This is a genomic window from Nocardioides piscis (genome assembly GCF_011300215.1).
GTDB lineage: Bacteria > Actinomycetota > Actinomycetes > Propionibacteriales > Nocardioidaceae > Nocardioides > Nocardioides piscis.
This window is the reverse complement of the sequence record NZ_CP049866.1, coordinates 1,177,577-1,203,551: the sequence shown is the minus strand read 5'-3', so window position 1 is coordinate 1,203,551 and position 25,975 is coordinate 1,177,577. Positions and strand designations below refer to the sequence as shown.

24 protein-coding genes are annotated in these 25,975 nt (G+C 71.2%); 4 read left to right on the top strand and 20 right to left on the bottom strand.

The genetic code is table 11. The features are described from left to right. Positions 1-79: 79 nt before the first annotated feature. A complete protein-coding gene (locus G7071_RS05935; protein WP_166316126.1) occupies positions 80-655 on the top strand; it encodes a protein-L-isoaspartate O-methyltransferase family protein in 576 nt (191 codons plus the stop codon). Positions 656-661: 6 nt separating this feature from the next. Here G7071_RS05935 and G7071_RS05930 read toward each other — a convergent pair whose 3' ends face one another. From G7071_RS05930 to G7071_RS05905, 6 genes are all read right to left on the bottom strand, one after another. Then, positions 662-1,048, bottom strand: coding sequence for a PLD nuclease N-terminal domain-containing protein (locus G7071_RS05930; protein ID WP_246210505.1), 387 nt, complete (start codon positions 1,046-1,048; stop codon positions 662-664). A gap of 38 nt (positions 1,049-1,086) precedes the next feature. After that, a complete protein-coding gene (locus G7071_RS05925; RefSeq protein ID WP_166316123.1) occupies positions 1,087-1,458 on the bottom strand; it encodes an MmcQ/YjbR family DNA-binding protein in 372 nt (123 codons plus the stop codon). 32 nt (positions 1,459-1,490) lie between these two features. Further along, positions 1,491-1,880, bottom strand: coding sequence for a hypothetical protein (locus G7071_RS05920; RefSeq protein WP_166316120.1), 390 nt, complete (start codon positions 1,878-1,880; stop codon positions 1,491-1,493). A gap of 49 nt (positions 1,881-1,929) precedes the next feature. After that, the gene (locus tag G7071_RS05915) at positions 1,930-3,012 is read right to left on the bottom strand and encodes a phage tail protein (RefSeq protein WP_166316117.1); all 1,083 of its coding nucleotides are present in this window, start codon (positions 3,010-3,012) and stop codon (positions 1,930-1,932) included. Between the two features lie 12 nt (positions 3,013-3,024). Further along, entirely contained in the window at positions 3,025-3,510 is a 486-nt protein-coding gene (locus G7071_RS05910; RefSeq protein ID WP_166316114.1) for a hypothetical protein, read from the bottom strand. Between the two features lie 109 nt (positions 3,511-3,619). Further along, the gene (locus G7071_RS05905; RefSeq protein ID WP_166316111.1) at positions 3,620-4,288 is read right to left on the bottom strand and encodes a winged helix-turn-helix transcriptional regulator; all 669 of its coding nucleotides are present in this window, start codon (positions 4,286-4,288) and stop codon (positions 3,620-3,622) included. Between the two features lie 110 nt (positions 4,289-4,398). Between G7071_RS05905 and G7071_RS05900 the strand changes: the two genes are divergently transcribed. Continuing rightward, entirely contained in the window at positions 4,399-5,814 is a 1,416-nt protein-coding gene (locus tag G7071_RS05900; protein ID WP_166316108.1) for an FAD-binding oxidoreductase, read from the top strand. A gap of 3 nt (positions 5,815-5,817) precedes the next feature. On the opposite strand, the gene G7071_RS05895 is transcribed toward G7071_RS05900, so the two are convergent. From G7071_RS05895 to G7071_RS05845, 11 genes are all read right to left on the bottom strand, one after another. After that, the gene (locus G7071_RS05895; RefSeq protein ID WP_166316105.1) at positions 5,818-6,978 is read right to left on the bottom strand and encodes an acyl-CoA dehydrogenase family protein; all 1,161 of its coding nucleotides are present in this window, start codon (positions 6,976-6,978) and stop codon (positions 5,818-5,820) included. Continuing rightward, the gene (locus tag G7071_RS05890) at positions 6,975-8,930 is read right to left on the bottom strand and encodes an ATP-binding protein (protein ID WP_166316102.1); all 1,956 of its coding nucleotides are present in this window, start codon (positions 8,928-8,930) and stop codon (positions 6,975-6,977) included. The genes G7071_RS05895 and G7071_RS05890 overlap by 4 nt, the downstream gene beginning before the upstream one ends. Positions 8,931-8,997: 67 nt before the next feature. Then, positions 8,998-10,551 (bottom strand): acyl-CoA carboxylase subunit beta, encoded by a 1,554-nt coding sequence (locus G7071_RS05885; RefSeq protein WP_166320961.1) that lies wholly within the window; start codon positions 10,549-10,551, stop codon positions 8,998-9,000. Between the two features lie 20 nt (positions 10,552-10,571). Further along, the gene (locus tag G7071_RS05880; protein WP_206062918.1) at positions 10,572-11,039 is read right to left on the bottom strand and encodes an SRPBCC family protein; all 468 of its coding nucleotides are present in this window, start codon (positions 11,037-11,039) and stop codon (positions 10,572-10,574) included. Next, positions 11,036-12,205 carry an acyl-CoA dehydrogenase family protein gene (locus tag G7071_RS05875; RefSeq protein ID WP_343043548.1) on the bottom strand — a complete coding sequence of 390 codons (1,170 nt, stop codon included), beginning with the start codon at positions 12,203-12,205 and terminating at the stop codon, positions 11,036-11,038. Before G7071_RS05875 ends, G7071_RS05880 begins: the two co-directional genes overlap by 4 nt. Next, positions 12,202-13,926 carry an acyclic terpene utilization AtuA family protein gene (locus G7071_RS05870; protein WP_206062917.1) on the bottom strand — a complete coding sequence of 575 codons (1,725 nt, stop codon included), beginning with the start codon at positions 13,924-13,926 and terminating at the stop codon, positions 12,202-12,204. Before G7071_RS05870 ends, G7071_RS05875 begins: the two co-directional genes overlap by 4 nt. After that, complete coding sequence (locus G7071_RS05865; protein ID WP_166316099.1) at positions 13,919-14,701, bottom strand: TIGR03084 family metal-binding protein; 783 nt, start codon at positions 14,699-14,701, stop codon at positions 13,919-13,921. The genes G7071_RS05870 and G7071_RS05865 overlap by 8 nt, the downstream gene beginning before the upstream one ends. Before the next feature lie 94 nt (positions 14,702-14,795). Then, complete coding sequence (locus G7071_RS05860; protein ID WP_166316096.1) at positions 14,796-15,407, bottom strand: TetR/AcrR family transcriptional regulator; 612 nt, start codon at positions 15,405-15,407, stop codon at positions 14,796-14,798. Between the two features lie 59 nt (positions 15,408-15,466). Next, positions 15,467-18,115, bottom strand: coding sequence for an FtsX-like permease family protein (locus tag G7071_RS05855; RefSeq protein ID WP_166316093.1), 2,649 nt, complete (start codon positions 18,113-18,115; stop codon positions 15,467-15,469). Continuing rightward, positions 18,112-18,828: an ABC transporter ATP-binding protein gene (locus tag G7071_RS05850; RefSeq protein ID WP_166316090.1), complete on the bottom strand. Its 717-nt coding sequence runs from the start codon at positions 18,826-18,828 to the stop codon at positions 18,112-18,114. Before G7071_RS05850 ends, G7071_RS05855 begins: the two co-directional genes overlap by 4 nt. Continuing rightward, positions 18,825-19,442 (bottom strand): PadR family transcriptional regulator, encoded by a 618-nt coding sequence (locus G7071_RS05845; RefSeq protein WP_166316087.1) that lies wholly within the window; start codon positions 19,440-19,442, stop codon positions 18,825-18,827. The genes G7071_RS05850 and G7071_RS05845 overlap by 4 nt, the downstream gene beginning before the upstream one ends. 241 nt (positions 19,443-19,683) lie before the next feature. On the opposite strand from G7071_RS05845, the gene G7071_RS05840 reads away from it, so the two are divergent. Next, complete coding sequence (locus G7071_RS05840) at positions 19,684-20,283, top strand: RDD family protein (RefSeq protein WP_166316084.1); 600 nt, start codon at positions 19,684-19,686, stop codon at positions 20,281-20,283. Between the two features lie 433 nt (positions 20,284-20,716). Further along, on the top strand, positions 20,717-21,343 hold the full coding sequence (locus G7071_RS05835) for a hypothetical protein (protein WP_166316081.1): 627 nt from the start codon (positions 20,717-20,719) through the stop codon (positions 21,341-21,343). 10 nt (positions 21,344-21,353) lie between these two features. Here the strand turns inward: G7071_RS05835 and G7071_RS05830 are convergent, their stop codons facing one another. The 3 genes from G7071_RS05830 to G7071_RS05820 all read right to left on the bottom strand — a co-directional run bounded on the left by G7071_RS05830 (position 21,354) and on the right by G7071_RS05820 (position 25,957). Next, positions 21,354-22,919: a hypothetical protein gene (locus G7071_RS05830; protein WP_166316078.1), complete on the bottom strand. Its 1,566-nt coding sequence runs from the start codon at positions 22,917-22,919 to the stop codon at positions 21,354-21,356. Continuing rightward, positions 22,903-23,598, bottom strand: coding sequence for an ABC transporter ATP-binding protein (locus tag G7071_RS05825; protein WP_425489416.1), 696 nt, complete (start codon positions 23,596-23,598; stop codon positions 22,903-22,905). The genes G7071_RS05830 and G7071_RS05825 overlap by 17 nt, the downstream gene beginning before the upstream one ends. 157 nt (positions 23,599-23,755) lie before the next feature. Further along, positions 23,756-25,957, bottom strand: a complete 2,202-nt coding sequence (locus tag G7071_RS05820; RefSeq protein ID WP_166316072.1) for a 3-hydroxyacyl-CoA dehydrogenase NAD-binding domain-containing protein — start codon at positions 25,955-25,957, stop codon at positions 23,756-23,758. Positions 25,958-25,975 lie beyond the last annotated feature (18 nt).

Here is a 25,975-nt window from a genome sequence, read left to right as displayed (position 1 = left end):
GGCCACCGCTCCCCCGTAGGTGGCCGTCTCGGGTCTTTTTTCCTACAGACATCGAGGCGCTTCGAGGCAGACTCGAGACGTGGCCGACAAGTTCCTTCCACCCGACCGCGTCGCGGGTGCCTTCCGCGCCCATCCGCGGGCGGGTTTCCTGCGGCGCGCCGAGCGTCGTCGGGCCGCGCACGACGGACCGCTGTCGATCGGCCACGCACAGACCAACTCCCAGCCCCGCACCGTCGAAGCCATGCTCCGCCTGCTGGACGTGCGACCGGGTCAGCGAGTGCTGGACGTCGGGGCCGGATCGGGCTGGACGACCGCGCTGCTGGCGCACCTCGTCGGGCCGGCCGGCCGGGTGCTCGGCGTCGAGCTCGAGCCGGAGCTGGTGAGGTTCGGTCAGAAGAACCTGGCGGCGACCCGTCAGCCCTGGGCCAGGATCATCGAGGCACGGCCCGGGGTGCTGGGCGATGACCGGGAGGCGCCGTACGACCGGATCCTCGTGTCGGCCGAGCCCGCACGCCTGCCCACCGAGCTGGTCGCCCAGCTGAGCGACGAGGGAGTGATGGTCATCCCGGTGGCCGGCACGATGCTTCGCGTCACCAACCCCGGGGCGGTCGTCACCGAGCACGGGCGATATCGGTTCGTCCCGCTGCGCGATTGAGTGGCCTCAGTCAATCGCGTCGGCGTCTCCCGCGCCGTCCTGCTCGGCCTGGCGGCGCTTCTGCTGCTCGTGCCGGCGACGCTGCTCCTCCGCCCGCTCGCGCACCTTCTTGAGGAAGTCCTCGTCCTTCGCCGGATCGTTCGCCGCCATCCGGCCGGGACGGTCGTATTCGGGGAAGGCAGGCGTGGAACCGGGTCGGGGACCGGTGGTGGCGGGCCGCCCTGCGACCAGCCAGGCGATGGACCCCGCCAGCGGGAAGAACAAGATGAGCAGGATCCACCACAGCTTGGGCAGGTTGCGGATGCGGCCCTCGTCCGTCGAGATCGCCTCGATCAGGCACCACACCATCAGCACGATGCTGACGACCGACATCAGCGCATAGATCTTGAACACCTGCACAGCATGGTGCCTGCGCGGCCAACCCGCCACTGTCAGGGGCGCGACACCTGGGCGACGAGGCGCGCGGGCGCCTGCAGGCAGTAGGAGTCGGTCAGCAGCTCCGCGAGCTCGGTCCAGTCGGTCTCGTCGTCGAGGACCAGCCCGATGACGTTGCCGCCCCAGCCGGAGCGGAAGTAGGGCGGGCCGAGGTGCTCGAAGGCAGCCACCTCGTCGGGCTCCCCACGGAAGGTGATCCGGAAGAGCTGGTCCTCACCACCGAAGACGTGGGCCACCGTCGCCTGCCCGACCCGCCACCGGGTGCCGGTCCAGGCAGCCTCCTGACGACAGTCGGGCAGCGCAGCCAGGAGGGAGTCGAGCCGCAGCACCCACTCCTCGGGCACGAGCGGTCGGTCCTTCAGCGCCATGCGCACAGGCTAGGCCGAAGCGCCGACAGCGGTCACTGCGTCGGGTCCTTGCACCAGAAGGGCTGGCGGTCGCCGCTCGAGTGGTATTCGTGGTCGGCGCCGTCGACCCGCAGCGTGATCCGCAGGCCCTCGACCATGGCCTGGGTGTAGGACATGCCCGGTCGCGCACAGCCCAGGCTGCCGTCTCGCCACGTGACGGGTTCCTCGGCCACCACCTCGATGGCGGCCGGGTCTGTCTGGAGGCGGGCAGCCAGGTCATCGACCGCTGCCCTCGCCTGTTCGCTGGGGTCAACTCCCGACGAGGCTGAGGGGGGTGGAGTGTCCATGGGCTGCTCCTTCACCGTGTCATCGGTGGGACCGCAGCCCGGCGCGAGCAGCAGGACAGTGAGCAGCGACGCCGCGCCCCACGACCCACGTGCCACGACCCACCTCCTGGCCGTGAGGCTACGCCGAAAGCGATCCCTCCGGTCCTCAGGCGCGGACCACCCGGACCTTCACCTTGGCGGGCGTGGCGTCGACCGACGTCCCGGTCACGGCCCGGACCTGCAGCACGTGCCTGCCCATCTTGAGGCGCGGCTTCCAGGCGCTGGTGCAGGTCTTCCAGCCGCCGCCGTCGACCTTGCACTGGAACTTCGCTCCCGACAGCGTCGCGTGGAAGGTGACCTTGACCCTTGTGCGTGTTCCCTTCGCCGTCACGCGCCGTCGGGGCTTGCTGTCCAGGACCGTGTCGGGCGTGGGGCTCGCTGCCGGCGGTGTCGGGGCGGACGTCGCGGGCGGGGGCGGAGTGGCGGTGGTCGGGGTCGTGGTCGTCGGTGGTGGAGGCGGCGGCGGCGGCGTGGCGACGGTGAACGCCCGAGTCACGCCCGGCCCGGCGTTGCCCACGGCGTCGCGGCCCCGCACCTCGAAGACGTAGCCACCGTCGGCCAGCCCCGAGGCGGTGTGGGATCCCGGACCACTGCAGCCGCCGAAGGCCGGTGCGGTGGTGCCGGCGGCGAACAGCCGACACTGCCACGTGGCACCGTCCTCACCGGCGAAGATCCAGGTCAGGGGACCGGGCGCCACCGTCGCGCCCGACGCAGGCCCGCTCGTGATCGTCGTGGTCGGGCCGGTGGCGTCGATGCTGAAGAGCCGCTCGGTCGCTGCCTCGAGCCCGCCGGCGTCCCTGGCGCGCACGAGGAAGCGGTAGTCGCCTTCGGCCAGTCCCGAGACCGAGTGACTGGTGCTGCCACCCGAGCAGGCGCCGTACGACGCGGGCGCACCGGCAGCGACGATCCCGCACTCCACGGCCGCGATCCCGCTCGTGGCGTCGGAGGCGGTGAAGCCCCAGGTCTGGGTCGAGGCGGGACCGAAGGTCTGGCCGTTCGGGCCGCTCGTGACGTTGACCACCGGCGCGGTGTTGTCGATGATGATGCTTCTCGCGGCCGAGGTCGAGACGTTGCCCGCCGCGTCGTAGGCCTTGGCGGTGAGGGAGACCGTACCGTCGGACCGGGTGGTGGTGTTGTATGCCAGCTCGTAGGGCGCCGCCGAGTCCTCGCCCAGCTTTGAGGCGCCCATGTAGAACTCCACCTAGGTCACGGCGGCGTTGTCGCTCGCCGTCGTGGCCAACGTGATGGTGCCGCGATGGACCCCACTGCTCGGCGAGGGGGCCGCGACGGTCGGGAACTGGGCGTCACGGAACCGCGCCTGGACGCTCCCGCTCTCGTGGACGGTCAGGGAGCAGGTTCGGTCGCTGACCGACTCGCACCCCGTCCAACCGTCGAAGACGAACCCGTTGGAATCAGGGCCGGCCACGAAGCTCACGAGCGGCGCCTCGTTCACGTCCCAGCATGGAGGCTTCCGCTCCGGGTCGCACTCCTGGTAGGTCGTGTCGGCATAGGACTCCGAGCAGTCCGGCCCCCCGCTCTGGGTGCAGCTGATCCCCTCCCCCGACACCGACCCCTGGCCGACGACCGACACCGTGACCGTGCCGGCGGCCAGCGCGGGCGCCGGCACCAGGACGAGCGCTGCCAGCGCCAGGACCAACCCCGAGACCATCGAGACCACTGAACGCACGGCTCTTCCCCTTGCACGACGAGGCAAGAACCGTACGTCCGGTGCGTGTGCGTGGCGAGCACCAGAGCGCCGGTGGTCCAGACCACCTGCGCTGTCTGCGTTCCTGCGGTCAGGCCGGGATCGGGACGTCGGCGAAGTCGCTGCGAGCGAACCACGTCGGGAGCGCCCGCACGAGGGTGCGTGGCCCGAACACGTCGAGGTCTCCCGCTCGGACGGCGGTCTTGAAGTCGGTGCGCCCCATCCAGTAGTCGACCATCGTGGAGATGTGACCGGCCACCTCGAGGTCGACGTCGTGGCCGGGGTCGGTCAGGCACAGGTCGACCGTCGGCGCGTCCAGGACGAGCCAGAAGTGGCTCTTGCGGTCCCTGGAGCCCTGCAGGTGGAAGTGGACCACCACGCGTCGAGGGGGCAGCGCCGCGACGACGATGTTGCGGTGGATGTCCCACATCAGCAACGACGCGTCGTGGTGCTTGGCCACCACGTCACCACGGGCCCACCGCTGGCCCCAGACGCCCAGTGACTCGATCACCGCCCGCAGCTCCTGACCCGCCGGCGTGAGGTGATATCCCCCGTCGCGACGCTCCACCACCCCCACCCGCTCCAGGGTCTTGAGCCGCTTCGAGAGCAAGGCCGGCGACATCAGCGGGACGCCGCGACGCAGGTCGTTGAAGTGGGTGCTGCCGCACAGCAGCTCGCGCACCACCAGTGGCGTCCACCGCTCGGTGAGCACCTCGGAGGCCATCGCCACCGGACAGAACTGGCCGTAGGTCGTCGTCATCCTCCGACGGTATGACCGGTATGGGTTCTGTACCAGTACACATTCGGTACTGGCCGGCCCTTCGACGTGCGGCTCACGCTGGGACCACCATTCCAGGGAGGAAGCACACCATGACCACACTGACCACCTCACCCGGCACCAGCCTCGACCAGGCGGCCGTCGACGCGCTCGGTGCCCGCTTCGGCGGCGACCTGATCGGCCGCGACCACCCGGCGTACGACACCGCCCGTCAGGTCTGGAACGGCGACATCCAGCGCCACCCCGCCCTCATCGCCCGCTGCCGGGGGACGGCCGACGTCCGCGCCGCAGTCCGATTCGCCCGTGACCAGGACCTCCCGGCGTCTGTCCGTGGTGGCGGCCACGCGGTGGCCGGGCACGCCGTCGTCGACGACGGTCTCGTCATCGACCTCTCGGCGATGACCGGCACCCGGGTCGATCCGGCCGCCCGGACGATCCGGGTCGAGGGCGGCAGTCTCCAGTCGGACCTCGACCGCGAGGCCCAGGCCTTCGGGCTCGCGGCCACCGGTGGGTTCGTCAGCCACACCGGCATTGCCGGACTCACGCTCGGCGGTGGCATCGGACACCTCATGCGCAAGCTCGGGCTGGCGATCGACTCGTTGCGCGAGTGCGACGTGGTGACGGCCGAGGGGGACCTGGTGACGGCCAACGCCGAGCAGCACCCGGACCTGTTCTGGGGCCTGCGCGGCGGCGGGGGCAACTTCGGCGCCGTCACCAGCTTCACCTTCGACCTGCAGCCGCTGGGGCCGACGGTGCTCGCGGGACTGATCGCCTGGCCGGCGACCCAGGCCCCGACCGTGCTGGCCTTCCTCCGCGACTTCATCGCCGACGCCCCCGACGACCTCGGCTTGATGGCCAACCTGCGCCTCGCGCCACCGCTGCCGGTCTTCCCGCCCGAGGTGCACGGCACCCCGATCGTCGGACTGGTGGTCACCTGGGCCGGCGACATCGCAGCGGGCGAGGAGCACCTGCGCCCCCTGCGGGCGCTCGGAACCCCACTCGTCGACGCGATCGCACCGAAGCCCTACGTCGCGCACCAGAAGATGCTCGACCCTGCGGTCCCGCACGGTCGCCACTACTACTGGAAGTCGCACCGCCTGGGACCGCTGAGCGACGACGTCATCGCGATCATCTGCGACCACCTGTCGCGGATCAGCTCGCCGCTCTCGTCGGTGCCGATCTTCAGCTTCGGTGGCGCCATGGCGCGGGTGCCTGAGGACACCACCGCCTTCCCCCACCGCGACGCCGCCCACGACATCAACATCGTCGCCTCCTGGCTGCCCGAGCAGGCAGGAGAGGCAGACCGGCACCGGGCGTGGGTGCGCGGCTTCTTCGACGAGCTGGCTCCCCACAGTCGCGGGGTCTATGTGAACTTCACGTCCGACGACGCCGCGCAACGCGTCGCGTCGGCCTACTCCCCCGCACAGCTCAAGCGCCTCGGGCGGCTGAAGTCGACGTACGACCCGACGAACTTCTTCCGGTTCAACGCCAACATCAGGCCGTCCTGACGATCAGTAGGACTTGGGCAGACCCAGCGAGTGCATCGCCACGTAGTTGAGGATCATCTCCCGGCTGACCGGGGCGATGCGGGTGGTGCGCGACGCGACGATGAGTCCGGCCACGCCGTACTCCTGCGTGATGCCGTTGCCACCGTGGGTCTGTACGGCGGCGTCGACCGCGTGCACGCAGGCCTCGCCGGCGGCGTACTTGGCCATGTTGGCGGCCTCGCCGGCAGCCATGTCGTCACCGGCGTCGCACAGCGCTGCCGCCTTCTGGGTCACCAGCCGGGCCAGCTCGATCTCGATGTGCGCCTGGGCCAGCGGGTGGGCGATCGCCTGGTGGGACCCGATGGGCGCCTTCCAGACGGTGCGCTCCTTGGCGTAGGCGGTCGCCCGGTCGAGCGCGTGGCGGCCCAGGCCGGTGGCGAACGACGCCGCCATGATCCGCTCGGGGTTGAGGCCCGCGAAGAGCTGGACGAGCCCGCCGTCCTCGTCGCCGACCAACGCGTCGGCCGGCAGGCGCACGTCGTCCATGAAGACCTGGAACTGCTTCTCGGGGCTGACGATCTCCATCGCGATCGCGTGCGCCTCGAAGCCCGCCGAGTCGGTCGGGACCACGAAGAGGCACGGCTTGAGCTTGCCGGTCCTCGCGTCCTCGGCGCGCGCCACGACGAGCACGTTGTCGGCCTCGTCGACACCCGAGATGTAGACCTTGCGGCCCGTCAGCAGCCAGCCGTCGCCGTCGCGGCGTGCGGTCGTGGTGATGTTGTGGGAGTTGGTGCCGGCGTCCGGCTCGGTGATGGCGAACGCCATCGTGGAGGTGCCGTCGGCGATGCCGGGGAGCCAGCGCTGCTTCTGCTCGTCGGTGCCGTAGCGGGCGATGACCGTGCCGCAGATCGCCGGGCTCACGACCATCATCAGGAGCGGGCAGCCCTGGGCCGCCAGCTCCTCGCAGACGGCTGCGATGTCGCCGATGCCGCCGCCCCCGCCGCCGTACTCCTCGGGGATGTTGATCCCGAGATAGCCGGCGCGGCCGATCTCGAGCCACAGCTCGGTCGTCTTCTCACCCGCGCGCGCCCTCTCGGCGAACCAGTCGCGGCCGAACTTCCCGGCAAGCCTGGCGACCTGGCGACGCAGCTCGAGCCGCTCGTCGGACTCGGTGAAGTTGGTCATGCTGGTTCTCCTTGGGCGTCGTCGACCACGGCGAGGACGTCGCCGGAGGCGACCTGCTGTCCTGGTGTGGCGTTGAGGGTGGTGACCCTGCCGTCGGCGGGGGCCGTGATCGTGTGCTGCATCTTCATCGCCTCCATCACCAGGACGACGTCACCGGTGGTGACCTCGTCGCCCTCGGCAACGGCGACCTTGACGACCGTCCCGGGCATCGGGGCCAGCAGGCTGCCGCTGGGGATGGCGTCGGCGGGATCGGTGAAGCGTGGGACCTCGCGCAGGCAGGCGGACCCGGCCGGGCCGTCGACCCAGAGCTCCCGAGCGGCGCCCGGGGCAGTGGTGCTCCGCACGCCACGGACCAGCGTCGCCACGCCCTCGACCTCCAGGCGCGCATGCGTCGGCGAGACGTCGAGGACCGTGATGCCGTCCACGGCGAACCCGTCCCGCGTCCCCCACCACTCGACGGGCCGGTGGTCCTCGAACGTCGTGCGCTGGGGCTGGCTGACGACGTTGCGCCAGGCCGCAGGGATGCCGCGCTGGACCGTACGGCGCTCGGCGTCCTCCGCGGCGAGCATCAGCGCGCCGGCGACGGCCGTCGCCCGGTCGGGGACGCCCACCTTGGGCAGCTCGGCCCGTTCGAGCCACGTGGTGGTGACCTCGTCGGCGGCGAACTCGTCCGCGAGCAGGATCGCCACCAGGTGGTCGCGGTTGGTCACCACGCCGTGGATGCGAGCCCGGCGCAGCGCGCTGACGAGCTGCCGGACCGCCTGGCTCCGCGTGGGCGCCCAGGAGATGACCTTCGCCAGCATCGCGTCGTAGTGCGTGCCGACGAGCGCGCCGGACGCGAAGCCGGAGTCGACGCGGATCCCGGCGCGCGCGAGCGGCCCGAACTCGGCGTCGGCCGGCAGGTCGAGGGTGACCAGCGGGCCGCTCTGGGGCGTGTAGTCGGCATCCTCGGCATAGAGCCGCACCTCGATCGCGTGCCCGGCGGGCCGAGGAAGGCGCTCTGCGCCTGTCACGAAACCCCGGCCCTCGGCCACGGCGAGCTGCAGCTCGACGAGGTCGACGGCGTGCACCAGCTCGGTGACCGGGTGCTCGACCTGCAGGCGGGTGTTCATCTCCAGGAAGAAGAACCGCTCGGTGTCGGGGTCATAGAGGAACTCAACGGTCCCCGCCCCGCGATAGTCGACGGCCGCTGCCGCGCGCCGCGCGGCGTCGTGGAGCGCACTGCGGACGTTGGCCGGCAAGGAGGCGGCCGGCGCCTCCTCGACCACCTTCTGGTGGCGCCGCTGCACCGAGCAGTCGCGCTCACCGAGGACGAGCACGTCGCCGCAGCCGTCGCCGACGACCTGCACCTCGACGTGGCGTGAGCGCTCGACATACGGCTCGATGAAGACCGTGCCGTCGCCGAACGCCGACTCGGCCTCGGCCTGCGCCGTCGCGACCTCGCCTGCGAGGTCCTCGAGCCGGCGCACCACCCGCATGCCTCGACCACCCCCGCCCGCCGACGCCTTCACGAGCAGCGGCAGGTCGACCGCCGTGGGTCGGTCGGGTGCTTGGAGCGTCGGGACGCCGGCGTCACGCATCAGGCGCTTGGCCTCGACCTTGGAGCCCATCGCCTCGATCGACGTGGGCGTCGGCCCGACCCAGATCAGGCCGGCGGCCTCGACGGCGCGGGCGAAGTCGGCGTTCTCCGACAGGAAGCCGTAGCCCGGGTGGATCGCGTCCGCTCCGGTCCGCCGGGCGGCCTCGATGATGAGCTCTCCGCGCAGATAGGTCTCGCTGGGAGCACTGCCCGGCAGACGTACGGCGACGTCCGCCTCGGCGACGAAGGGCAGCCCGGCATCGGCGTCGGAGTGCACGGCGACCGTCTCGATCCCGAGGCGGCGGCAGGTGGCGAAGACGCGGCGGGCGATCTCGCCCCGGTTGGCGACAAGAAGTCGGTTGATGGTCGTCATCTCGGGGTCCCCTCGGCGTTGTTCGTGGAGGAGCGCAGCGGGGGAACGCTGAACGTCGTGGGGTGAGTCATGTGCGGAACACTCCGAATCGGTCGGTTCCGACGATCGGTCTGTTCGCGATCACCGACAAGCAGATGGCGAGCACCGTCCGGGTGTCTCGGGGGTCGATCACTCCGTCGTCATAGAGCATCCCGGAGAGGAAGTAGGGCAGCGACTGCTCCTCGACCTGCGCCTCGACGATCTCCTTGATGCCGGCGAAGCCCTCGGCATCGAAGGTGTTGCCCTTCGACTCCGCCGACTGACGCGCGACGATCTCCAGGACCCCGGCGAGCTGCGCCGGGCCCATGACCGCGCTCTTGGCCGAGGGCCAGGTGAAGAGGAACCGCGGGTCGAAGGCGCGCCCGTTCATGCCGTAGTTGCCGGCGCCGTACGACGCCCCCATGATCACGCTGAGGTGCGGCACCCGGCTGTTGCTGACCGCGTTGAGCATCTGGGCGCCGTGCTTGATGATCCCGCCCTGCTCGTATTCCTTGCCGACCATGTAGCCGGTGGTGTTGTGCAGGAACAGCAGCGGGGTGTCGACCTGGTTGGCGAGCTGGATGAACTGCGTCGCCTTCTGGGCCTCCTGGCTGAACAGCACTCCCTGGGCGTTGGCCAGGATGCCGATCGGCTGACCGTGGATCTTCGCCCAGCCGGTCACCAGGCTGGTGCCGTAGAGCGGCTTGAACTCGTCGAAGACCGCTCCGTTGGTGGCACTGCGGCCGTCCACGATCCGGGCGATCACCTCGCGCGGGTCGAAGGGCTCCTTGAGGTCCTGCGGGATCAGGTCGAGCAGTCCGTCGGGGTCGGCCTCGGGCTCGGCGAAGCTCTCGGCTGCGGGCGCCCCGCCCTTGCGCCAGTTGAGCCGCGCGACGATCCGACGGCCGATCCTGATGGCGTCGTGCTCGTCCTCGGCGAGGTAGTCGGCGAGCCCGGAGGTCCGCGCGTGCATCTCGGCACCACCGAGCGACTCGTCGTCGGTCTCCTCGCCGGTGGCCATCTTCACCAGCGGCGGCCCACCCAGGAACACCTTGGCGGCGTCGCGCACGAAGACGGTGTAGTCGCTCATCCCGGGGACATAGGCACCGCCGGCGGTGGAGTTGCCGAAGACGAGCGCGATCGTCGGCTGCTTGGCGGCCGAGGAGCGGGTCAGGTCGCGGAAGAGCTTCCCGCCGGGGATGAAGATCTCCTTCTGCGTCGGCAGGTCCGCGCCGCCGGACTCGACCAGGGAGAGGGTGGGGAGCCCGTTCTCCTCGGCGATCTGCGAGGCGCGGAAGATCTTCTTGACCGTCCAGGGGTTGGAGGCGCCCCCCTTCACGGTCGGGTCGTTGGCGCTGATCATGCACTCGACACCCTCGACCACGCCGATGCCGGTGATCACCGACGCCCCGACCGTGAAGTCGGAGCCCCAGCCGGCCAGCGGGGACAGCTCGAGGAACGCCGAGCCGGGGTCGACGAGCAGCTCGATCCGCTCGCGGGCGGTCAGCTTGCCGCGCGCGCGGTGGCGATCGACATACTTCTCACCGCCGCCGGCGACGGCGACCGCGTGCTGGGCGTCGAGGTCGGCGATCTTGTCGAGCATCGCCTCGCGGTTGGTGACGGTCACTGCGACGTCCCCTCCACGACTGCCTTCATCCGCTCCAGCGTGGTGCGCATGCCCTTGCGGTTGGTGCGCGAGCGCAGCGGGCCGAGCACCAGCCAGTAGGCCCTCATCGCCAGGTTGCCCTCGAGCCGGAAGTACTCCGTCACGTCGGTGCCGCCCTTGCGCGGGGTGAGGCGGTAGCCCCAGTTGTTGACAGTGACGGCGTCGGTGCCGACGGCGAACTCGAACACCTTCCCCGGCTCGCACGCCGTGACCTGGCACGGCGACCAGTAGGTCGGGCCGACGCCGTTGCGCTTGACGTGGCCGGCGAAGGACGCGCCGACCTCGGGGCCGGTCGAGCCGCGCGTCCACTTCCCCTCGAAGGTCTCGGGACTGAACTCCCCGATCCGCGTCACGTCGCTGACCAGGTCCCACACCTCGTCGGGCGACGCGTCCATCCAGACCGTCACCTCGTCACCCATCTTCATGACGCATACCCCAACAACTTCGCAGCCAGATCGGTCAACACTTCGCTTGCTCCTCCTCCGATGGGCAGGATCCGGGCGTCGCGGTAGTGCCGCTCAACCTCGGTCCCGTGCATGTAGCCGGTGCCGCCGTGCAGCTGCACCGCCTGGTCGCAGACGTATGTCGATGCCTCGACCGCCGTCTGCTTGGCCAGCGCCGCCTCGGCGATGACCTGCTCGCCGGCAACGTGGCGCTCGACGACGGCGTGCGTGTAGGCGCGGGCCACCTCGACCTGCCGGTGCATCTCGACCAGCTTGTGCTGCACGACCTGGTTGGCGATGAGCGGCTTGCCGAACGTCTCGCGCTCGCGGCAGTACGCCGCCGTCAGCTCCAGCGACCGCGCCGCGATCCCGTAGGCGTGGACGGCGAGCGCGATCCGCTCGACCACGAACTGGGCTGCGATCTGGTAGAAGCCCGAGCCCTCCTCGCCGACCAGGTTGGCGGCGGGGACCCGGACGTCGACGTAGGACAGCTCGGCGGTGTCGCTGCAGTGCCAGCCCATCTTGCGCAGGTTGCGGGTGACGGTGAACCCGGGGGTGCCTCGCTCCACGACGAGCAGGCTGACCCCCGCGTGGCCGGGGCCGCCGGTGCGCACGGCGGTGGTGACGAAGTCGGCGCGGACGCCGGAGGTGATGAAGGTCTTGGAGCCGTTGACGACGTAGTGGTCGCCGTCGCGCTCGGCGCGGGTCGTGATCCCCGAGACGTCGGACCCACCGCCCGGCTCGGTGACGGCGAGCGAGGCGATCGCCTCGCCGGCCAGGACCGGCCGGACGAACCGGTCGACGAGGTCGGGGTTGCCGGAGGCCGCGATGTGGGGCAGGGCGATGCCGTTGGTGAAGAGCCCGGCCATCAGCCCGCTGGAGGCACCGGCGGCGAACATGCCCTCCTGGAGCGCGACGGTGTCGGCGAGGTCGCCGCCCTCACCACCGACGTCCTCGGGGAAGGACACGCCGAGGAGTCCCTGCTCGGCCGCCTTGAGGTGGAGCTCGCGCGGGATCTCGCCCGCGTCCTCCCAGTCCTGGAGGTGGGGTGCGACCTCGCGCCGGACGAACTCGGCCGCAGTCGCCCGCAGCGCCTCCCGGTCGGAGGTTGAGGAAGGCGCCGTGGCGCCTGTCACGAAACCGCTCACATCAACCCCTGCTCGATCGAGACGTGCCGCGACCTGATCCACTCGCCGAGCCCCTTGGCCTGCGGGTCGAACCGGGTCGACGCCGCGACCCCGTCGCCGAGCAGCCCGTGGATGACGACGTTGACCGCTCCCAGGTTGGTGAGCGGGAAGACCTCGATGTCGAGGCCCTCTGCTTCCGGGACCAGCTCGGCGACCTTGCGCGGAGTGATCAGCTTGCACAGCCACTCTGCCCGTCGTTCGCGGTGAGGCGAGCCGTCATGGGCGACCCAGAGGCCGATGTTGGCGTCGCCGCCCTTGTCGCCCGACCGGGCGTGGACGAACGTGCCCAGGGGGTGGCGCTGCGTGAGCACGTCCGCGGGCGCGCTGCGGTCGGCGTCGGTCTCGCTGTCGGTGGCGGGGTGCAGGGTGGAGACCGGGGGCTCCCCCACGCTCTCCCGGGTTCCGTCTGCGTGGACCACGACGTGTTCGACGGCCGACCGGTCGACGTACTCCGCACGATAGATCCCGAACGGGGTCGCCGGGCCGGGCGGGGCGGTCAGCGTGAAGCCGGGATAGGAGCCGAGCGCGAGCTCGACGACCGCAGCGGTGAAGGGCTTGCCGACCGGTCCCGGGTCGGGGTCCTTGACGGTGCAGCGCAGCAGCGTCGACGCACCCTGCTCGGTGTCGGCGTCGGGGGTGGGCAGGTCGAGCGGCGACCAGACCACCTCGGCGGGCGCGGGGACCAGCGCCGCGGTCACCTGGTCACGGACCCAGTCGCGCTTGGCCTCGATGTCGAGCCCGGTCAGGACCAGCTCCACCTGGTTGCGCCAGCCGCCGAGCTCGTTGACGCAGACCTTGAGCCGCTCCGGCGGGGCCTCGCCGCGCACGCCCGAGATCGCGACGCGGTCGGGACCGGCCTCGGCCAGGGTGATCGTGTCGAGCAGGGTGGTGACGTCGGGGCCGAGATAGCGGGTCGACTGGATCTCATAGACCAGCTGCGCGGTGACGGTGTCGACCGTGACGGCGCCGCCCGTGCCGTCGTGCTTGGTGATCACGCTCGAGCCGTCGGCGGCGACCTCGGCGAGCGGGAAGCCGAGCGGGCGGCTGCGGTCGGGCAGCGAGCCGAAGCCGCTGAAGTTGCCTCCGGTCGCCTGGGTGCCGCACTCGAGGACGTGACCGACGACGACCGCGCCGGCGAGCTCGTCGAGGTGCTCGTGGGTCCAGCCGTGGTGGGCTGCGGCGGCACCGACGACGAGCGAGGCGTCGGTGACCCGGCCGGTGACGACGATGTCAGCGCCCTGGCGCAGCGCCGCGGCGATGCCGAACCCGCCGAGATAGGCGTTGGCCGTCAGTGCCTGGGGCCACAGGGCCAGCGGGCGCAGGTCGTCGCCCTCCACATGGGCGATCGCCGGGTCGAGCCCGAGGCCGCGCGCGACCTCGCGGAGCTTGTCGGCCAGGCCCGCGGGGTTGAGCCCGCCGGCGTTGCTGACGATCCGCACGCCCTTCTCGAGCGCCAGCCCCAGGCAGTCCTCGACCTGACGGACGAAGGTCCGGGCATAGCCGAGCGTCGGGTCCTTCATGGTGTCCTTGCCGAGGATGAGCATGGTCAGCTCGGCGAGGTAGTCACCGGTCAGGACGTCGAGGCTCTGCCCGTCGTCGGCACCCTCGAGCATCTCGCGCATCGCGCTGAGGCGGTCGCCATAGAAGCCCGAGCAGTTGCCGATGCGCAGCAGCTCAGCCACGGCCGGCCTCCCGTCCGGATCCGGGCGGACCCGCAAAGCACTGCGCGATGTCGAGCCACCTGTCGGCGCCGGCGCCGGTGGCGACGAGGTCGGTGTCGGCGCGGTGGACCCGCTGGGTGGCGAGCAGGCACAGGTCGAGCGCGGAGCCGGTCACCGTCTCGGCGGCCGTCTCGGGCCCGAAGGACCAGACGTCGCCGTCGGGCGCGACCAGGTCGATACGGAACTCCTCGGCCGGCGGTTGCAGCGAGTTGTTCAGGAAGGCGAAGTCACGGGTGCGTACGGCGAGGTGCGCGACGTGGCGGATCCGGTTGCTCGGCTCCGGGGTGACCCCGAGCGCCTCGTGCACGTCGAGGCTGTGGGCCCACGTCTCCATCAGCCGGGCGGTGGCCATGGAGGTCGGCGACATGGGGGGCCCGAACCAGGGCATCTTGCCGGCGCCGTACGTCGACAGCGCGCTCTTCAGCGCCGCGCGTGCCGTGCGCCAGCGAACCAGCAGGTCGGGGTCCTGGGCGATCGCGAGCGCGCAGGTGTCGACATAGCCGGTCACGTCGGCGAGCGCCTCGGTGACGACCTGGTCCCAGGCCTCCTTGTCGGTCGCGGCCTTGGTGGCGACCTCGTCGGTCCAGGCGAGGTGGGCGACCTGGGCGGCGACGTCCCAGCCGGCAGCGGGGGTCGGGGTGTGCCACCCGGCTTCGTCGAGATCCGCGACCAGCGCCTCGAGGGCGTCGCCCTCGGCCTCGAGGTCGCTCAGGACGGTGGTGAGGACGTCGTTCATGCGGACCTCTTGTGGGTTGGGGAACCGGGGCGGGGTGATGAGGGCAGGCGCAGCCCGCCCGCGTTCCCCAGGCTCGGTGCAGTGATCAGGACAGTCATCGCGCCAGCTCTCGGTCGAGCACGTCGGCCCAGTGGTCGAGGATGCGACGGCGCCGGGCGGCGTCGTCGGAGAAGGTGTTGGCCAGGCCGAGTCCGCGGACGAGGTCGAGGGTGGCCTGGACGAGCTCGCGCACGCCGGGCTGCGACTCGTCGGCACCCAGGGCCGCGACCGTCAGCCGGTGCACCTCGCGCCCGACCCGCTGCTCGAGGGGCTCGACGGCTGCGAGCAGGACCGCGTCGGTGCGGGCTGCGACCCACAGCTCGAGGGCGGCGGTGAAGACCGGTGAGCTGAAGTGGTCACCGAGCATCCCCAGCACCGCGCGGGTCCGTCGACGTCCGTGTGGCAGCTTGGCGACGGCGGCCGAGAGCTCGGCGCCACGGAGCTCGGTGAGGTGCTCGACGGCGGCGACGACGAGGTCGTTCTTGGTCGGGAAGTGGTGGAGCTGGGCCCCGCGTGAGACCCCTGCGCGCTCGCTCACCAGCGTCGTCGAGGTCCCGGAGTAGCCGCGCTCGACCAGGCACTCGACCGTCGCCTCGAGCAGACGCAGCCGCATCGCACGGGTGCGCTCCTCCTGCGGGACGCGCGCTGTCGTGGTCACGGACACCATGGTGGCCGTTCATGAACAAACAGTCAAGCCTGACTTTTAGTGGTGATGGTCCCGTTGGGTCAGGTGAGCCGGGCCGCCAGCGGCAGCCGGGAGCGAGCGGTCAGCCCGACGATGAGGGCGGTCAGCAACGGCAGCACCACCACGAGCCCCAGGATCATCAGCCAGGGGATGTCGAGGTAGGGCCCGGACTCGCACACCAGCGGTACGTTGTTCGTGGCGGTGCAGATGCCCTCGCCCATGGTGGTCAGCGGATAGGTGATCGCCACCCCCGGGATGAAGCCCACGATCGTCCCGAGGACGGCCCCGATGACACCGACCATGAGTGCGTACGACGCCGCGACCCCACGGCGAGCCCGGGGCGCAGCCCCGACCGCAGCCAGGGTCGCCAGGTCCGGCTTCGCGTCGGCGAGTGCCAGGAACGTGGCGGTCAGGGTGCCGCCGAGCATCAACACCGCGCCGAGGGTGAAGAGGATGAGCAGCAGGATGAAGACCTCATCGGGTGCCTGATAGCCGCGCTCGACGTAGAGCTGGCTGTTGGCGGCGACCGAGCCGAGCGCCTCGTCGAGGCTCTCCTCCGCACTGGTGCTCAGCGTCTCGCCGATGAGGATCCCCGCCGGCATGACGTCGGTGTCGAGCTCCGCAGCCAGGACCGTGGGCAAGATGGCCTGGGCAGCGGGATAGCGCTCGGCTGATCGGACGTAGGCAGCCGGCCAGGTGAAGTCGTCCTTCCCGGACTCGTCGGTCGCCGGGTCCCAGCTATGCGCACGCACGCGAACCTCGTCACCGCTCACCGCCCGGCTGGCGAACACGACCGCCCGTCCGGCGGACAGGCTGCGGGACACGGTCGCGCGCTGCTGGTCGTCCAGGCCAAGGAAGCTGGGCGCGGTGTCGGCGACCACGACGCTCGCCCCGAGGCGACCGCCCCAGCCTTCGAGGAGCGCGTCCTCCCGTCCCCGGCCCGGCTGCTGGAACTCGAGATTGAGGGTTGCACCGTCAGCGGAGTCGAAAGGCAACCCCCGGACGACCTCGACGTTGCCCTCGTCCTCGACCCGACCGCGCACCACGGCCTCGACGTCGGCCCACGCACGCTCGGAGGGCACGTCGGACGCACTGCCCATCGACGACGTCGAATAGAGGGTGACGACCCCGACGCCCATCGGCAGCTCGGGGACGTAGGTCGCCCGGTTCTCGGCCTCGTCGCTGCTGTTGGCGATGCCGAGGGCAACCACCCCGGCGACCGTCGCAGCCACCGCGGCGATGGCCGGAACGGTGCGGGTCCGGTGCCGGGCCGCGTCCCGGACGGCATAACGCATCACCAGGGGGAGACGACGCGCGAGCCGCCCCACTGCCCCGACCACCAGGGGCACGACGAAGACCATCCCCAGGACGGATACGACCGCGCCGAAGGCGATCGCGAGCTCACCGCCCTTGACGCCGATGACCGACAGCGCGACACCGACGCCGAGCAGGACGAACCCGAGGGCCGGCGTGCGGGCCGACGGGGGCGGATCCCCGCGTCGACCTGCCAGGACCGCGACGACATCCTGGCGCGATGCCAGCCACGCCGGCACGAGCGCAGCCAGGAACGCGCTGAGCAGGCCGAAGGCCGCCACGATCGCGACGACGAGCCAGTTGACCTCGACCGGTCCGAACCAGACGCCGCTGAAGCGCTGGACGAGCGGCACGAGACCCAGGCCGAGCACCACACCGACGACAGCGCCGACCAGGGCGGCGATCGTCCCGAGGACGACGCCGGTGCCCAGCACGACCCGGCGCGCCTGGCGCGGGGTTCCTCCCGACGCCGCGATCAGGGCGAGCGTCCGGGCCTGGCGTCGGGCGCCCACCGCGAAGGCGGGGCCAGCGAGCAGGACCACCTCGAGCAGCGCCATCGCGACGACGAGAGCAGCGACGGTGATGTAGGTGCTGGATCCGTCGTCCATGTGCGCGGAGACGTCCTCGACTTCCGGCGGATCGGTGATGACTGCCCGGGAGAAGACGAGGGCCCCCCGCTCGTTGAGGTCGCGGACGTTGCTCCACAGCACGGGATCGCCGCCGACGAGCCAGTCGGTCGTGGTGTCGTCGCTGGCGAAGGCGCGGCCGAAGGTGCCGGGCGGGCCGGTGACGGTCGGGGTCTCGCGATGGGTAGCGTCTCGGCCGATGCCGACCACCTCGACGCTCTCGCCCAGCACCTCGAGACGGTCGCCGATCTCCACGCCCCTCTCGGCGGCAGCCTCGTTGACCACCACATCGCCGGCCGCTCCGGGAAGCTCCCCGGTGTGCAGCTCGAAGAGCCCGTGGCTCAGCGGGTCGCGCAGGTCGACCTCGACCGGGACGGAGGGCACCGCGCGCTTGTCGAGGACGACCTCGGCATAACCCTCGTCGATGGTGATGACATCGCGATCACCCAGGACCTCGGTCAGCGTCGACCGGGTCGGAGCGTCTCCCCGGCCGGTGACACTGAGCTGGCCGTTCGAGGGGTCGGGGCTCTGGACCACCACGCCTCCGACGGGCTGGACCCGCGCCTGTGCCGCCCCCATCTTGCGCGGGATCGCGTCCACAGCGCTGACGTCGGCGGTCGCCTGCACCACTGCAGCGGCAGTGACCGCGAGCACGGGCAGGGTGATCAGTGCCAGCACCAGCAGGCTGCGGCCCTTCGACCGGGCGACGTCGCGCCAGGCGAGGCGCAGGGCTGGCCGCCAACCCCTCACGGGGCGACCTCCAGCAGCTCTTCGGCCACGTCGGCGCCGGACTCGTCGACGACGAGACCGTCCCGGAGGAAGACGACGCGGTCTGCCCAGGCGGCGTGGCGGGCCTCGTGGGTGACCAGCACCCCCGCGGCGCCTGCGTCGCAGCGGCCACGCAGCAGCCGCAGGATCTCCTCACCGGTGTCGGTGTCGAGTGCGCCGGTGGGCTCGTCGGCCAGGATCAGCCGCCGCTCCCCCACGATCGCCCGCGCTATCGCGACCCGCTGCTGCTGTCCTCCCGACATCTCGTCGGGGAACCGGTCGGCGAGGTCGACGATGCCGACCTCCTCGAGCGCGGCCAGCGCCAGCGCCCTGGCGGCCCTGGTCCGTTCGCCGTCGAGCTCGCGCGGGAGCGCGACGTTCTCCGCCGCGGTGAGGGCGGGAATGAGGTTGAAGTCCTGGAAGACGTAGCCGATCGACGTACGCCGCATGCGTGCTCGGCCGGCGCCGCCCAGCTCGCCCAGCAGCGAGCCCTCCACGCTGACCGTGCCGCTGGTCGGCTCGTCGAGGCCGCCGGCGATCGTGAGCAGCGTGGACTTGCCGGAGCCGGAGGGGCCCATGACGGCGACGAGCTCGCCGGCGCGGACGGTGAAGCTGACGCCACGCAGCGCGTGCACCAGCGTCGCCCCCTCGCCGTGCACCCGGGTGACGTCGTCGAGACGGAGCACAACACTCATGAGCTGACTTCCTCTTCGTGGTTCGCCGGCACGGGGCGGGCAGGTGTGTGGAGCTGACCCTCGGCCGCGGCGCGCCGCAGACGCGCCTCGCAGTGGTCGAGCCAGCGGATCTCCGCCTCGGCGTCGAAGACCAGGGAGTCGAGGACGAGGGACCAGGCGAGGTCCTCGGGCTGGTCGGGTCGGGCGGCGCGACCGGTGCGCTTGAGCCGGGTGTAGTCCTGCAGCGCCTTCATCGTCGCCGCCCGCTGCTTCTGGACCAGGCCGGTGACGTCGACGCCGGGAAGGGTCACGGCGATCGCGAGCTTGATCGCCAGCTCGTCGCGGGGAGGTTGGGTGCGAGGCACCGGCGTGGAGAACCACGCCGCCACCTCGCCCCGTCCGGAAGAGGTGATGCGATAGCTCACCTGGGCCGCCTGGTCGGGCGCGTCCTGCGACCCCCCGTCGCTGACGTGCTCGACCAGGCCGTCGCGCTCGAGCCGGGTCAGGGTCGTGTAGACCTGCCCGACGTTGAGCGGCCACGTCGACCCCGTGCGCTGCTCGAACTCCGCCCGGAGCTGGTAGCCGTACATCGGCCCCTGCTCCAGCAGGGCGAGCATCGCCGCGCGGATCGTCATCGCTCGCCTCTCCCCCGCCGGCCCCCGTGACCGGCGATGGCAGGACTGTATACCAAGTATGCATACCCGGTATACCCCCCAATTTCCGGACCTGAGGATTCCGTCCGCGACGCAGCCACGCACCGGGTGTTTCGGGGCCGGCAGAGCGGGGCAGGACATGACCGGTCGTCATCAGTAGGGTGGCCGCCGTTCGAGCAGGGCTCGACCACCATCGACCTACCGGTCTTCACGAGGGGAACACATGTCCAGCTATGAGAACCCGCCCACCGATCCGTACGGCGCGGGCCCGCAGGACCCGAACGCACAGCAGAGCGGCGCGTACGGCCAGCCCTACGGCCAGCCCTACGGCCAGCCCGCCGGCGTCCCGCAGGGCGTCACCTTCGCCCACTGGGGCAAGCGCGTCGGCGCCTACGTCATCGACGCCTTGATCGCGATCCCGCTGTTCATCCCCTACGGCATCGCGGCGGGCATGGCCTCCAGCTCGGCCGAGGTCGACCCCGTCACCGGCCAGATGACCATCGACGAGGGCTCCACCGGCCTCGCGCTGATCCTCATGCTGCTGAGCCTGGTGCTCTACCTCGCCTACTTCATCTGGAACTACTGCATCAAGCAGGGCAAGACCGGCTACACCATCGGCAAGGGCGTCATGGGCATCAAGCTGGTGAAGGCCGAGACCGGCCAGCCGGTCGGCGCCGGCATGTCGTTCGTGCGCCAGCTCGCCCACATCCTCGACAGCCTGCCCTGCAACATCGGCTACCTGTGGCCGCTGTGGGACGCCAAGCGCCAGACGTTCGCCGACAAGGTGATGGGCACCTACGTCATCGACCAGCCCAAGGGCTGACCCACGCTCCACCTGCCGACCCGTCCGGTCCTCCGGGCGGGTCGGTCCCGTTGTGGCCGGTGTCACACCCCGTCACTAGGCTCACGGCTCTTCAGCACCACCACACACACGAGGGAAGCATGACCAACTACGGCGACACCCCAGACGAGACCCCGCAGAACCCCTACGGCCAGCAGCCCCCGCAGGGTCCGCCCGGCGAGCCCGGCTACGGACCGCCCCCGCAGGGCCCGCCCGGCTACGGACAGCCCCCGGCCGACCCCTATGGCCAGCCCTACGGCGCCGGCGGCGGCCAGCCGCCGTACGGCCAGCCGCCCTATGGCGGGACCAGCGGCCCCGGGGGCCGGGTGGGCCCGCGCAGTTCGGCGTCGGTGACGCGTTCGGCTGGGGCTGGCGCAAGCTCCAGGCCAACCTCGGGTCGATCCTGCTCGCCGCGGTGGTGCTCTTCGCCGCCGTGGCGATCATCCAGATCATCCAGGGCGTGGTGACCGGTGGCTTGAGCGCGGGCTCGAGCTCGACGATGGAATACAACCCCGAGACCGGCGAGTTCGAGGGCGGCCCCGCCAGCAGCGGGCTGCTCGGCGCGTCGATCATGGCCTCGATGTTCTTCGGCGTGGTCAGCCTGGTGGTCCAGCTGGCGATCCAGGCCGGCATCGTCAAGGGCGCGCTCGACCTCACCCACGGCAGGCCGATCTCTCTCGGTTCGATGTTCGCAGGCATCAACTGGCTGCAGGTGCTCGTCGCGTCGCTGATCATCGCCGTCGCCACGTTCATCGGCTTCCTGCTCTGCATCCTGCCGGGGTTCGCGGTGATGTTCCTGACCTCGTTCACGCTCCACTTCATCATCGACAAGGGGCTCCCAGCCGTCGAGGCGATCAAGGCCAGCGTCTCGTTCACCATCGCCAACGCCGGCACGCTGATCGTGTTCTTCATGGCCTGCCTCGCCGCCTACATCGTCGGCGCGCTGCTGTGCCTCATCGGCCTGCTCGTGGCCATCCCGGTCGTCGTGCTGGCCCAGGCCTACGCCTACCGCACCCTCCAGGGCGAGCAGGTCGCTGCCTGATCGACGCCGATCACACCGCAGCGACGGTGAGCGCGATGCGGGCGCGGACCGGTGGCGAGAGCCATCGCGTCCGCGCCCGTCGCAGTCGCAGCCCCGACCACAGCAGGAAGACCGGGGCGACCGCCAGTGGCAGCCACCAGATCCCGGTTGCCGCGAGCCCGCCGAAGAACAGCGACGTCATCGTGGTGGACGCGGACAGCCGACCCGCATAGCCGGCCATCACGGCGTGGGGGGCCGGGGTGGCCCGCGGTGAGGAGAGGTCGACCGAGAACGGGTTGCGGACAGACCACGACATCGTCACCGCCAGGACCTGGACGAGCACGACCAGCCAGCACGCCGTCACGGCGATGCCCATCGCCGGCGACGGCAGGCCCGTGCCGACGGCCGCCAGCACGACCGTGATCCCCGAGACGACGACCATGCACTCGCCCGTCACCCACGCCCGTGCCGCCCAGGTCACGCCTGCGGGAACCGGGAGCGACTCGCGCCAGACCATTCCGCGCCCGTCGAGGCACCAGGCGTTGACGCCGAACAGCAGCGCGGCGCCACTCGCGGCCAGGCCGGGCAGCATCAGCACCGTGCCCCACTGCATGGGGGTGACGAGGGCGATCAGTCCGGGTCCGAGCCCCAGCACGATCAGGCCGCGGCGCATCCCCACCGACCGCCAGACCGAGCCCCGGTCCAGCCGCAGCAGCAGGGCCAGCTCGGGCGAGAGCAGCCGAGGTCGCGGCGCGTGCCTGGCCTCGTGCACCCCGGAGTCGGCCTTCAGCTCCTCGCGCGGCGGCAGGCCGAGGGCCCAGCGAGCCGGCCAGGCGCCCAGCCAGCCGGCGGCCACGGCGACGAGTGCTGCGGCGACGGCAGCCGCCTCCCACTCCTGCGTCAGCGAGGCCTCGGCGAGCCAGGTGGTGGGCAGTGCACGACCGACGTCGACCAGCCGGCCGCTCAGCTGGAGCGCGACGACAGCTGCGGCGACCAGCCCCAGACCGAGGCGTACGGCGCCGACACCGTGCTCGAGTCGGCGTACGCCCTCGACCCCCCAGCCCACCAGCTGGGCGATCGCCGTGGCCGCCAGCACCCACAGCACGACGACCACCTGGGCGCCGGGCAACCGTCCGGGCGGAGCGACGAGGGCGGTGATGGCGAGCAGCCCCCACAGCTGGATGAGCCAGGCGAGGTTGACCGGGCTCAGCGCCAGTGCGCCGAGGTGCTCGGTCCGGGGACCCACCGGGTGGATCGCCAGCTCACTGCGTGAGAGCAGCTCGCGGCCACCACCGGCGCCCATCGAGGCGCCGATCCCGAGGAGCAGGCACGAGGCGTAGCCGAGTCCCAGGTTGGCGCGCAGCCCGTCGGCGAGGTCGCGGACGAGCGTCGCGAGGACACCGGAGCCCTGCTCGTCCCAGCCTGCCGGGGAGGCGGCCAGCAGGACGGTCAGCCCGAGGACCCCGACGAGCGCTGCCGTGGCGGCACGGCGCCGGCGGACAGTACGGCCTCGGAACCGCAGGACGTGGCCCAGGTCGGCGGCCGCGTCGAGCCAGGTCTGCGACGACGGGCGGCCCGTCTCAGTCGAGGAGCGCACGATAGGCCTCGCCGGTGAGGTCGCCGGCGTCCATGGTGGCGACCCGCGCCCCGCCGCGCAGCACCACCGCCGAGGTGCAGGCCTGCATCGCCAGCTCGCGCAGGTGGGTCGAGACGAGCGTGCACGCTCCCCGCGCCCGCGCGTCCGCGATCACCTCGAGGGTCGCCTCCACCCCGATCGGGTCGACCCCGTCGAAGGGCTCGTCGAGCAGCAGCACCGCCGGTTCGTGGAGGGCCGCGAGGACGACGCTGAGCCGCCGGCTCATGCCGTGGCTGAACCCGCCGACGACGCGATGGGCGACGTCACCGAGCTCGAAGCGCTCCAGCAGCTCGCGGCCACGGGCCTCCCAGGCCGGCATCCGGCGCAGGCTCGCCGAGAGCTGCAGGTGCTCCCAGGGCGTGGCCCGCGGCACCAGGCCGCCGACGTCGGGGCAATAACCCACCGATCGCCGTACGCCCAAGGGGTCGGTGCTGGCGTCGTGACCGGCGACCAGGACCTGCCCGGCGCTCGGCGGCACCACGCCAGCAAGCACCTTCATCGTGGTGGACTTGCCGGCCCCGTTGCGACCGAGCAGCGCCGTCGCGTGGCCGGCATCGGCGACCAGGTCGACGCCCGAGACGGCCTCGACGTCGCCGAAGCGCACATGGAGGTCACGGACGGCGATGGCGGGCTGGCTCACTCGCCCCATCCTCCCCGAGTCGGCTCGTCTGCACATGAGAACGGGCCGAGTCCCCCGGGGACATGTAACGCGCTGTCCGGTGCACTACCGCGCCGTCGCAACGACGCGGTGGTGCGCTGAACAGCGCGTTACAAGGTGAGGAGCGTGGTGGCAGACCTCAGGCGGGGAAGGACTCGCCCTTCGCCGCGAGGTCGCGCAGATAGGCGCTGGGAGCGAACTTCTCGCCGTACGCCGCTGCGAGCTCGTCGGCGCGAGCGATGAACGCCGACAGGCCGACCTGCCCGTCGCGCTCGTAGCCGAGCATGAACTGCGCCGCACCGCCGGTCCGCGCAGGGAAGCCGATGCCCATGATCGAGCCGATGTTGGCCGCAGCCGCCGAGGTGATCACGCCCTCCTCGAAGCACTTCGCGGTCTCGATCGCCTCGATGAAGAGCAGGCGCTCCTGCATGTCCTGGAACGGGATCTGCTGCTCGGCGACCGGGAAGAGCTCGCCGAGACCGGGCCAGATGCGGGTGCGACGGCCGTTCTCGTCGTATTCGTAGAAGCCGGCACCCTTGAGCCGCGAGGGCCGACCCGCCTCGATCATCGTGGTGACGACGTCGTCGGCGGGGTGGACGGGGGCGTCCTTGCCGTCGCGCTCGGCCGCGTCGATGGTGGCCTTTCGGATCTTGGCCATCAGCTCCATGTTGAGCTCGTCGGAGAGCTGCAGCGTGCCGACCGGATAGCCCGCCTGGGTCGCGGCCCGCTCGAGAGAGACCGGGTGGACGCCCTCGGCCAGCATCGCCAGGCCCTCGTTGACCATCGTGCCGATGACGCGCGAGGTGTAGAAGCCACGGCTGTCGTTGACCACGATCGGGGTCTTCTTGATCTGCTGGACGACGTCATAGGCCTTGGCCAGCGCCTCGTCGGAGGTCTCCTTGCCGCGGATGATCTCGACCAGCGGCATCTTGTCCACGGGGCTGAAGAAGTGGAGCCCGATGAAGTCGGCCGGGCGGTCGACACCTTCGGCGAGCTCGGTGATCGGCAGCGTCGAGGTGTTGGAGCAGAGCAGCGCGTCGGGGTTGACGAACGGTGCGATCTCCGCGAACACCTTGGCCTTGAGGGCGGGGTCCTCGAAGACGGCCTCGATCACGAGGTCGCAGCCAGCGAGGTCCTCCGGCGATGCGGTCGCGGTGATGCGACCGATCAGCTCGTCGGCCTTCTCCTGTGTGAGCTTGCCGCGCTCGATGCCCTTGGCGTTGAGCTTGGCGGTGTAGTCGCGCCCCTTGTCGGCCGACTCCTGCGTCACGTCCTTGAGCACGACCTGCATGCCGGCGCGGGCGCACGAGTAGGCGATGCCCGCACCCATCATCCCGGCGCCGAGGACGCCGACCTTGGTGGCCGTGAACTTCTCCACGCCGTCGGGGCGCAGCGAGCCGGAGTTGATCGCCTGCAGGTCGAAGAAGAACGCCTGGATCATGTCCTTCGACTGCTGGTTGACGATCAGGTTGGTGAGATAGCGCGACTCGATCCGCGAGGCAGTGTCGAAGTCGGTGCTGGCACCCTCGACCGCCGCGCTGAGGATCGCGCGGGGGGCGGGATAGACCGCGCCCTTGGTCTGCTTGCGCAGCAGCGCCGGGAAGGCGGGCAGGAACGCGGCCAGGCCGGGCGAGCGCGGCGTGCCGCCGGGCATCTTGTAGCCCTTGCGGTCCCACGGGTTCTGCGCGGCCTCGGGGTCGTCCTTGACGCTCATGATCCAGGCCTTGGCGGCCGGGACCAGGTCCTCCTGCGTGGCGACGACCTCGTCGATGAGGCCCTTGGCGAGCGCCTTCTGCGGGTCGAACTGGGTGCCCGACATCAGCACGTCCATCAGCGCGGGCTGCAGGCCGAGCATCCGCACGACGCGGGTCACCCCGCCGCCGCCCGGGAGGAGTCCGAGGGTCGCCTCGGGCAGGCCGAGCTTGATCGAGCGGTCGTCGACGGCGATGCGTCGGTTGGCGGCCAGCGCGATCTCGAAGCCGCCGCCGAGCGCGGCGCCGTTGATCGCGGCCACGACGGGACGCGGGAAGAGCTCGAGGCGTCGCAGGCCCGCCTTGACCGACTCGGCCATCTCGAAGATGCGCTCCGCGTCGGCCTTCGTCGCCTGGATCATGTTCTTGAGGTTGCCGCCGGCGAAGAAGGTCTTCTTGGCGCTGGCGATCACCACGCCGGTCACGTCCTCGACCTCGGCATACAACCGGTCGACGGCGTTCTCCATCGACTCCTTGTAGAGCTCGGTCATGGTGTTGGCGCTGGCCGTCGGGTCGTCGAGGGTGAGGGTGACGATGCCGTCGGCGTCGCGGTCGTAGCGGACCGCGGTCTGGGTCTGGGTGTCAGTCATGGGGTGCTCCTGGAAGTC

Bases quoted from the DNA above. Each gene is read 5' to 3' on its own strand.
- G7071_RS05925 (WP_166316123.1), bottom strand. From the start codon at position 1,458: ATGGCGCTGAAGGACCGACCGCTCGTGCCCGAGGAGTGGGTGCTGCGG.
- G7071_RS05915 (WP_166316117.1), bottom strand. From the start codon at position 3,012: ATGGGCGCCTCAAAGCTGGGCGAGGACTCGGCGGCGCCCTACGAGCTG.
- G7071_RS05905 (WP_166316111.1), bottom strand. From the start codon at position 4,288: ATGACGACGACCTACGGCCAGTTCTGTCCGGTGGCGATGGCCTCCGAG.
- G7071_RS05900 (WP_166316108.1), top strand. From the start codon at position 4,399: ATGACCACACTGACCACCTCACCCGGCACCAGCCTCGACCAGGCGGCC.
- G7071_RS05895 (WP_166316105.1), bottom strand. From the start codon at position 6,978: ATGACCAACTTCACCGAGTCCGACGAGCGGCTCGAGCTGCGTCGCCAG.
- G7071_RS05890 (WP_166316102.1), bottom strand. From the start codon at position 8,930: ATGACGACCATCAACCGACTTCTTGTCGCCAACCGGGGCGAGATCGCC.
- G7071_RS05885 (WP_166320961.1), bottom strand. From the start codon at position 10,551: ATGCTCGACAAGATCGCCGACCTCGACGCCCAGCACGCGGTCGCCGTC.
- G7071_RS05880 (WP_206062918.1), bottom strand. From the start codon at position 11,039: ATGAAGATGGGTGACGAGGTGACGGTCTGGATGGACGCGTCGCCCGAC.
- G7071_RS05865 (WP_166316099.1), bottom strand. From the start codon at position 14,701: ATGAACGACGTCCTCACCACCGTCCTGAGCGACCTCGAGGCCGAGGGC.
- G7071_RS05860 (WP_166316096.1), bottom strand. From the start codon at position 15,407: ATGGTGTCCGTGACCACGACAGCGCGCGTCCCGCAGGAGGAGCGCACC.
- G7071_RS05850 (WP_166316090.1), bottom strand. From the start codon at position 18,828: ATGAGTGTTGTGCTCCGTCTCGACGACGTCACCCGGGTGCACGGCGAG.
- G7071_RS05845 (WP_166316087.1), bottom strand. From the start codon at position 19,442: ATGACGATCCGCGCGGCGATGCTCGCCCTGCTGGAGCAGGGGCCGATG.
- G7071_RS05840 (WP_166316084.1), top strand. From the start codon at position 19,684: ATGTCCAGCTATGAGAACCCGCCCACCGATCCGTACGGCGCGGGCCCG.
- G7071_RS05820 (WP_166316072.1), bottom strand. From the start codon at position 25,957: ATGACTGACACCCAGACCCAGACCGCGGTCCGCTACGACCGCGACGCC.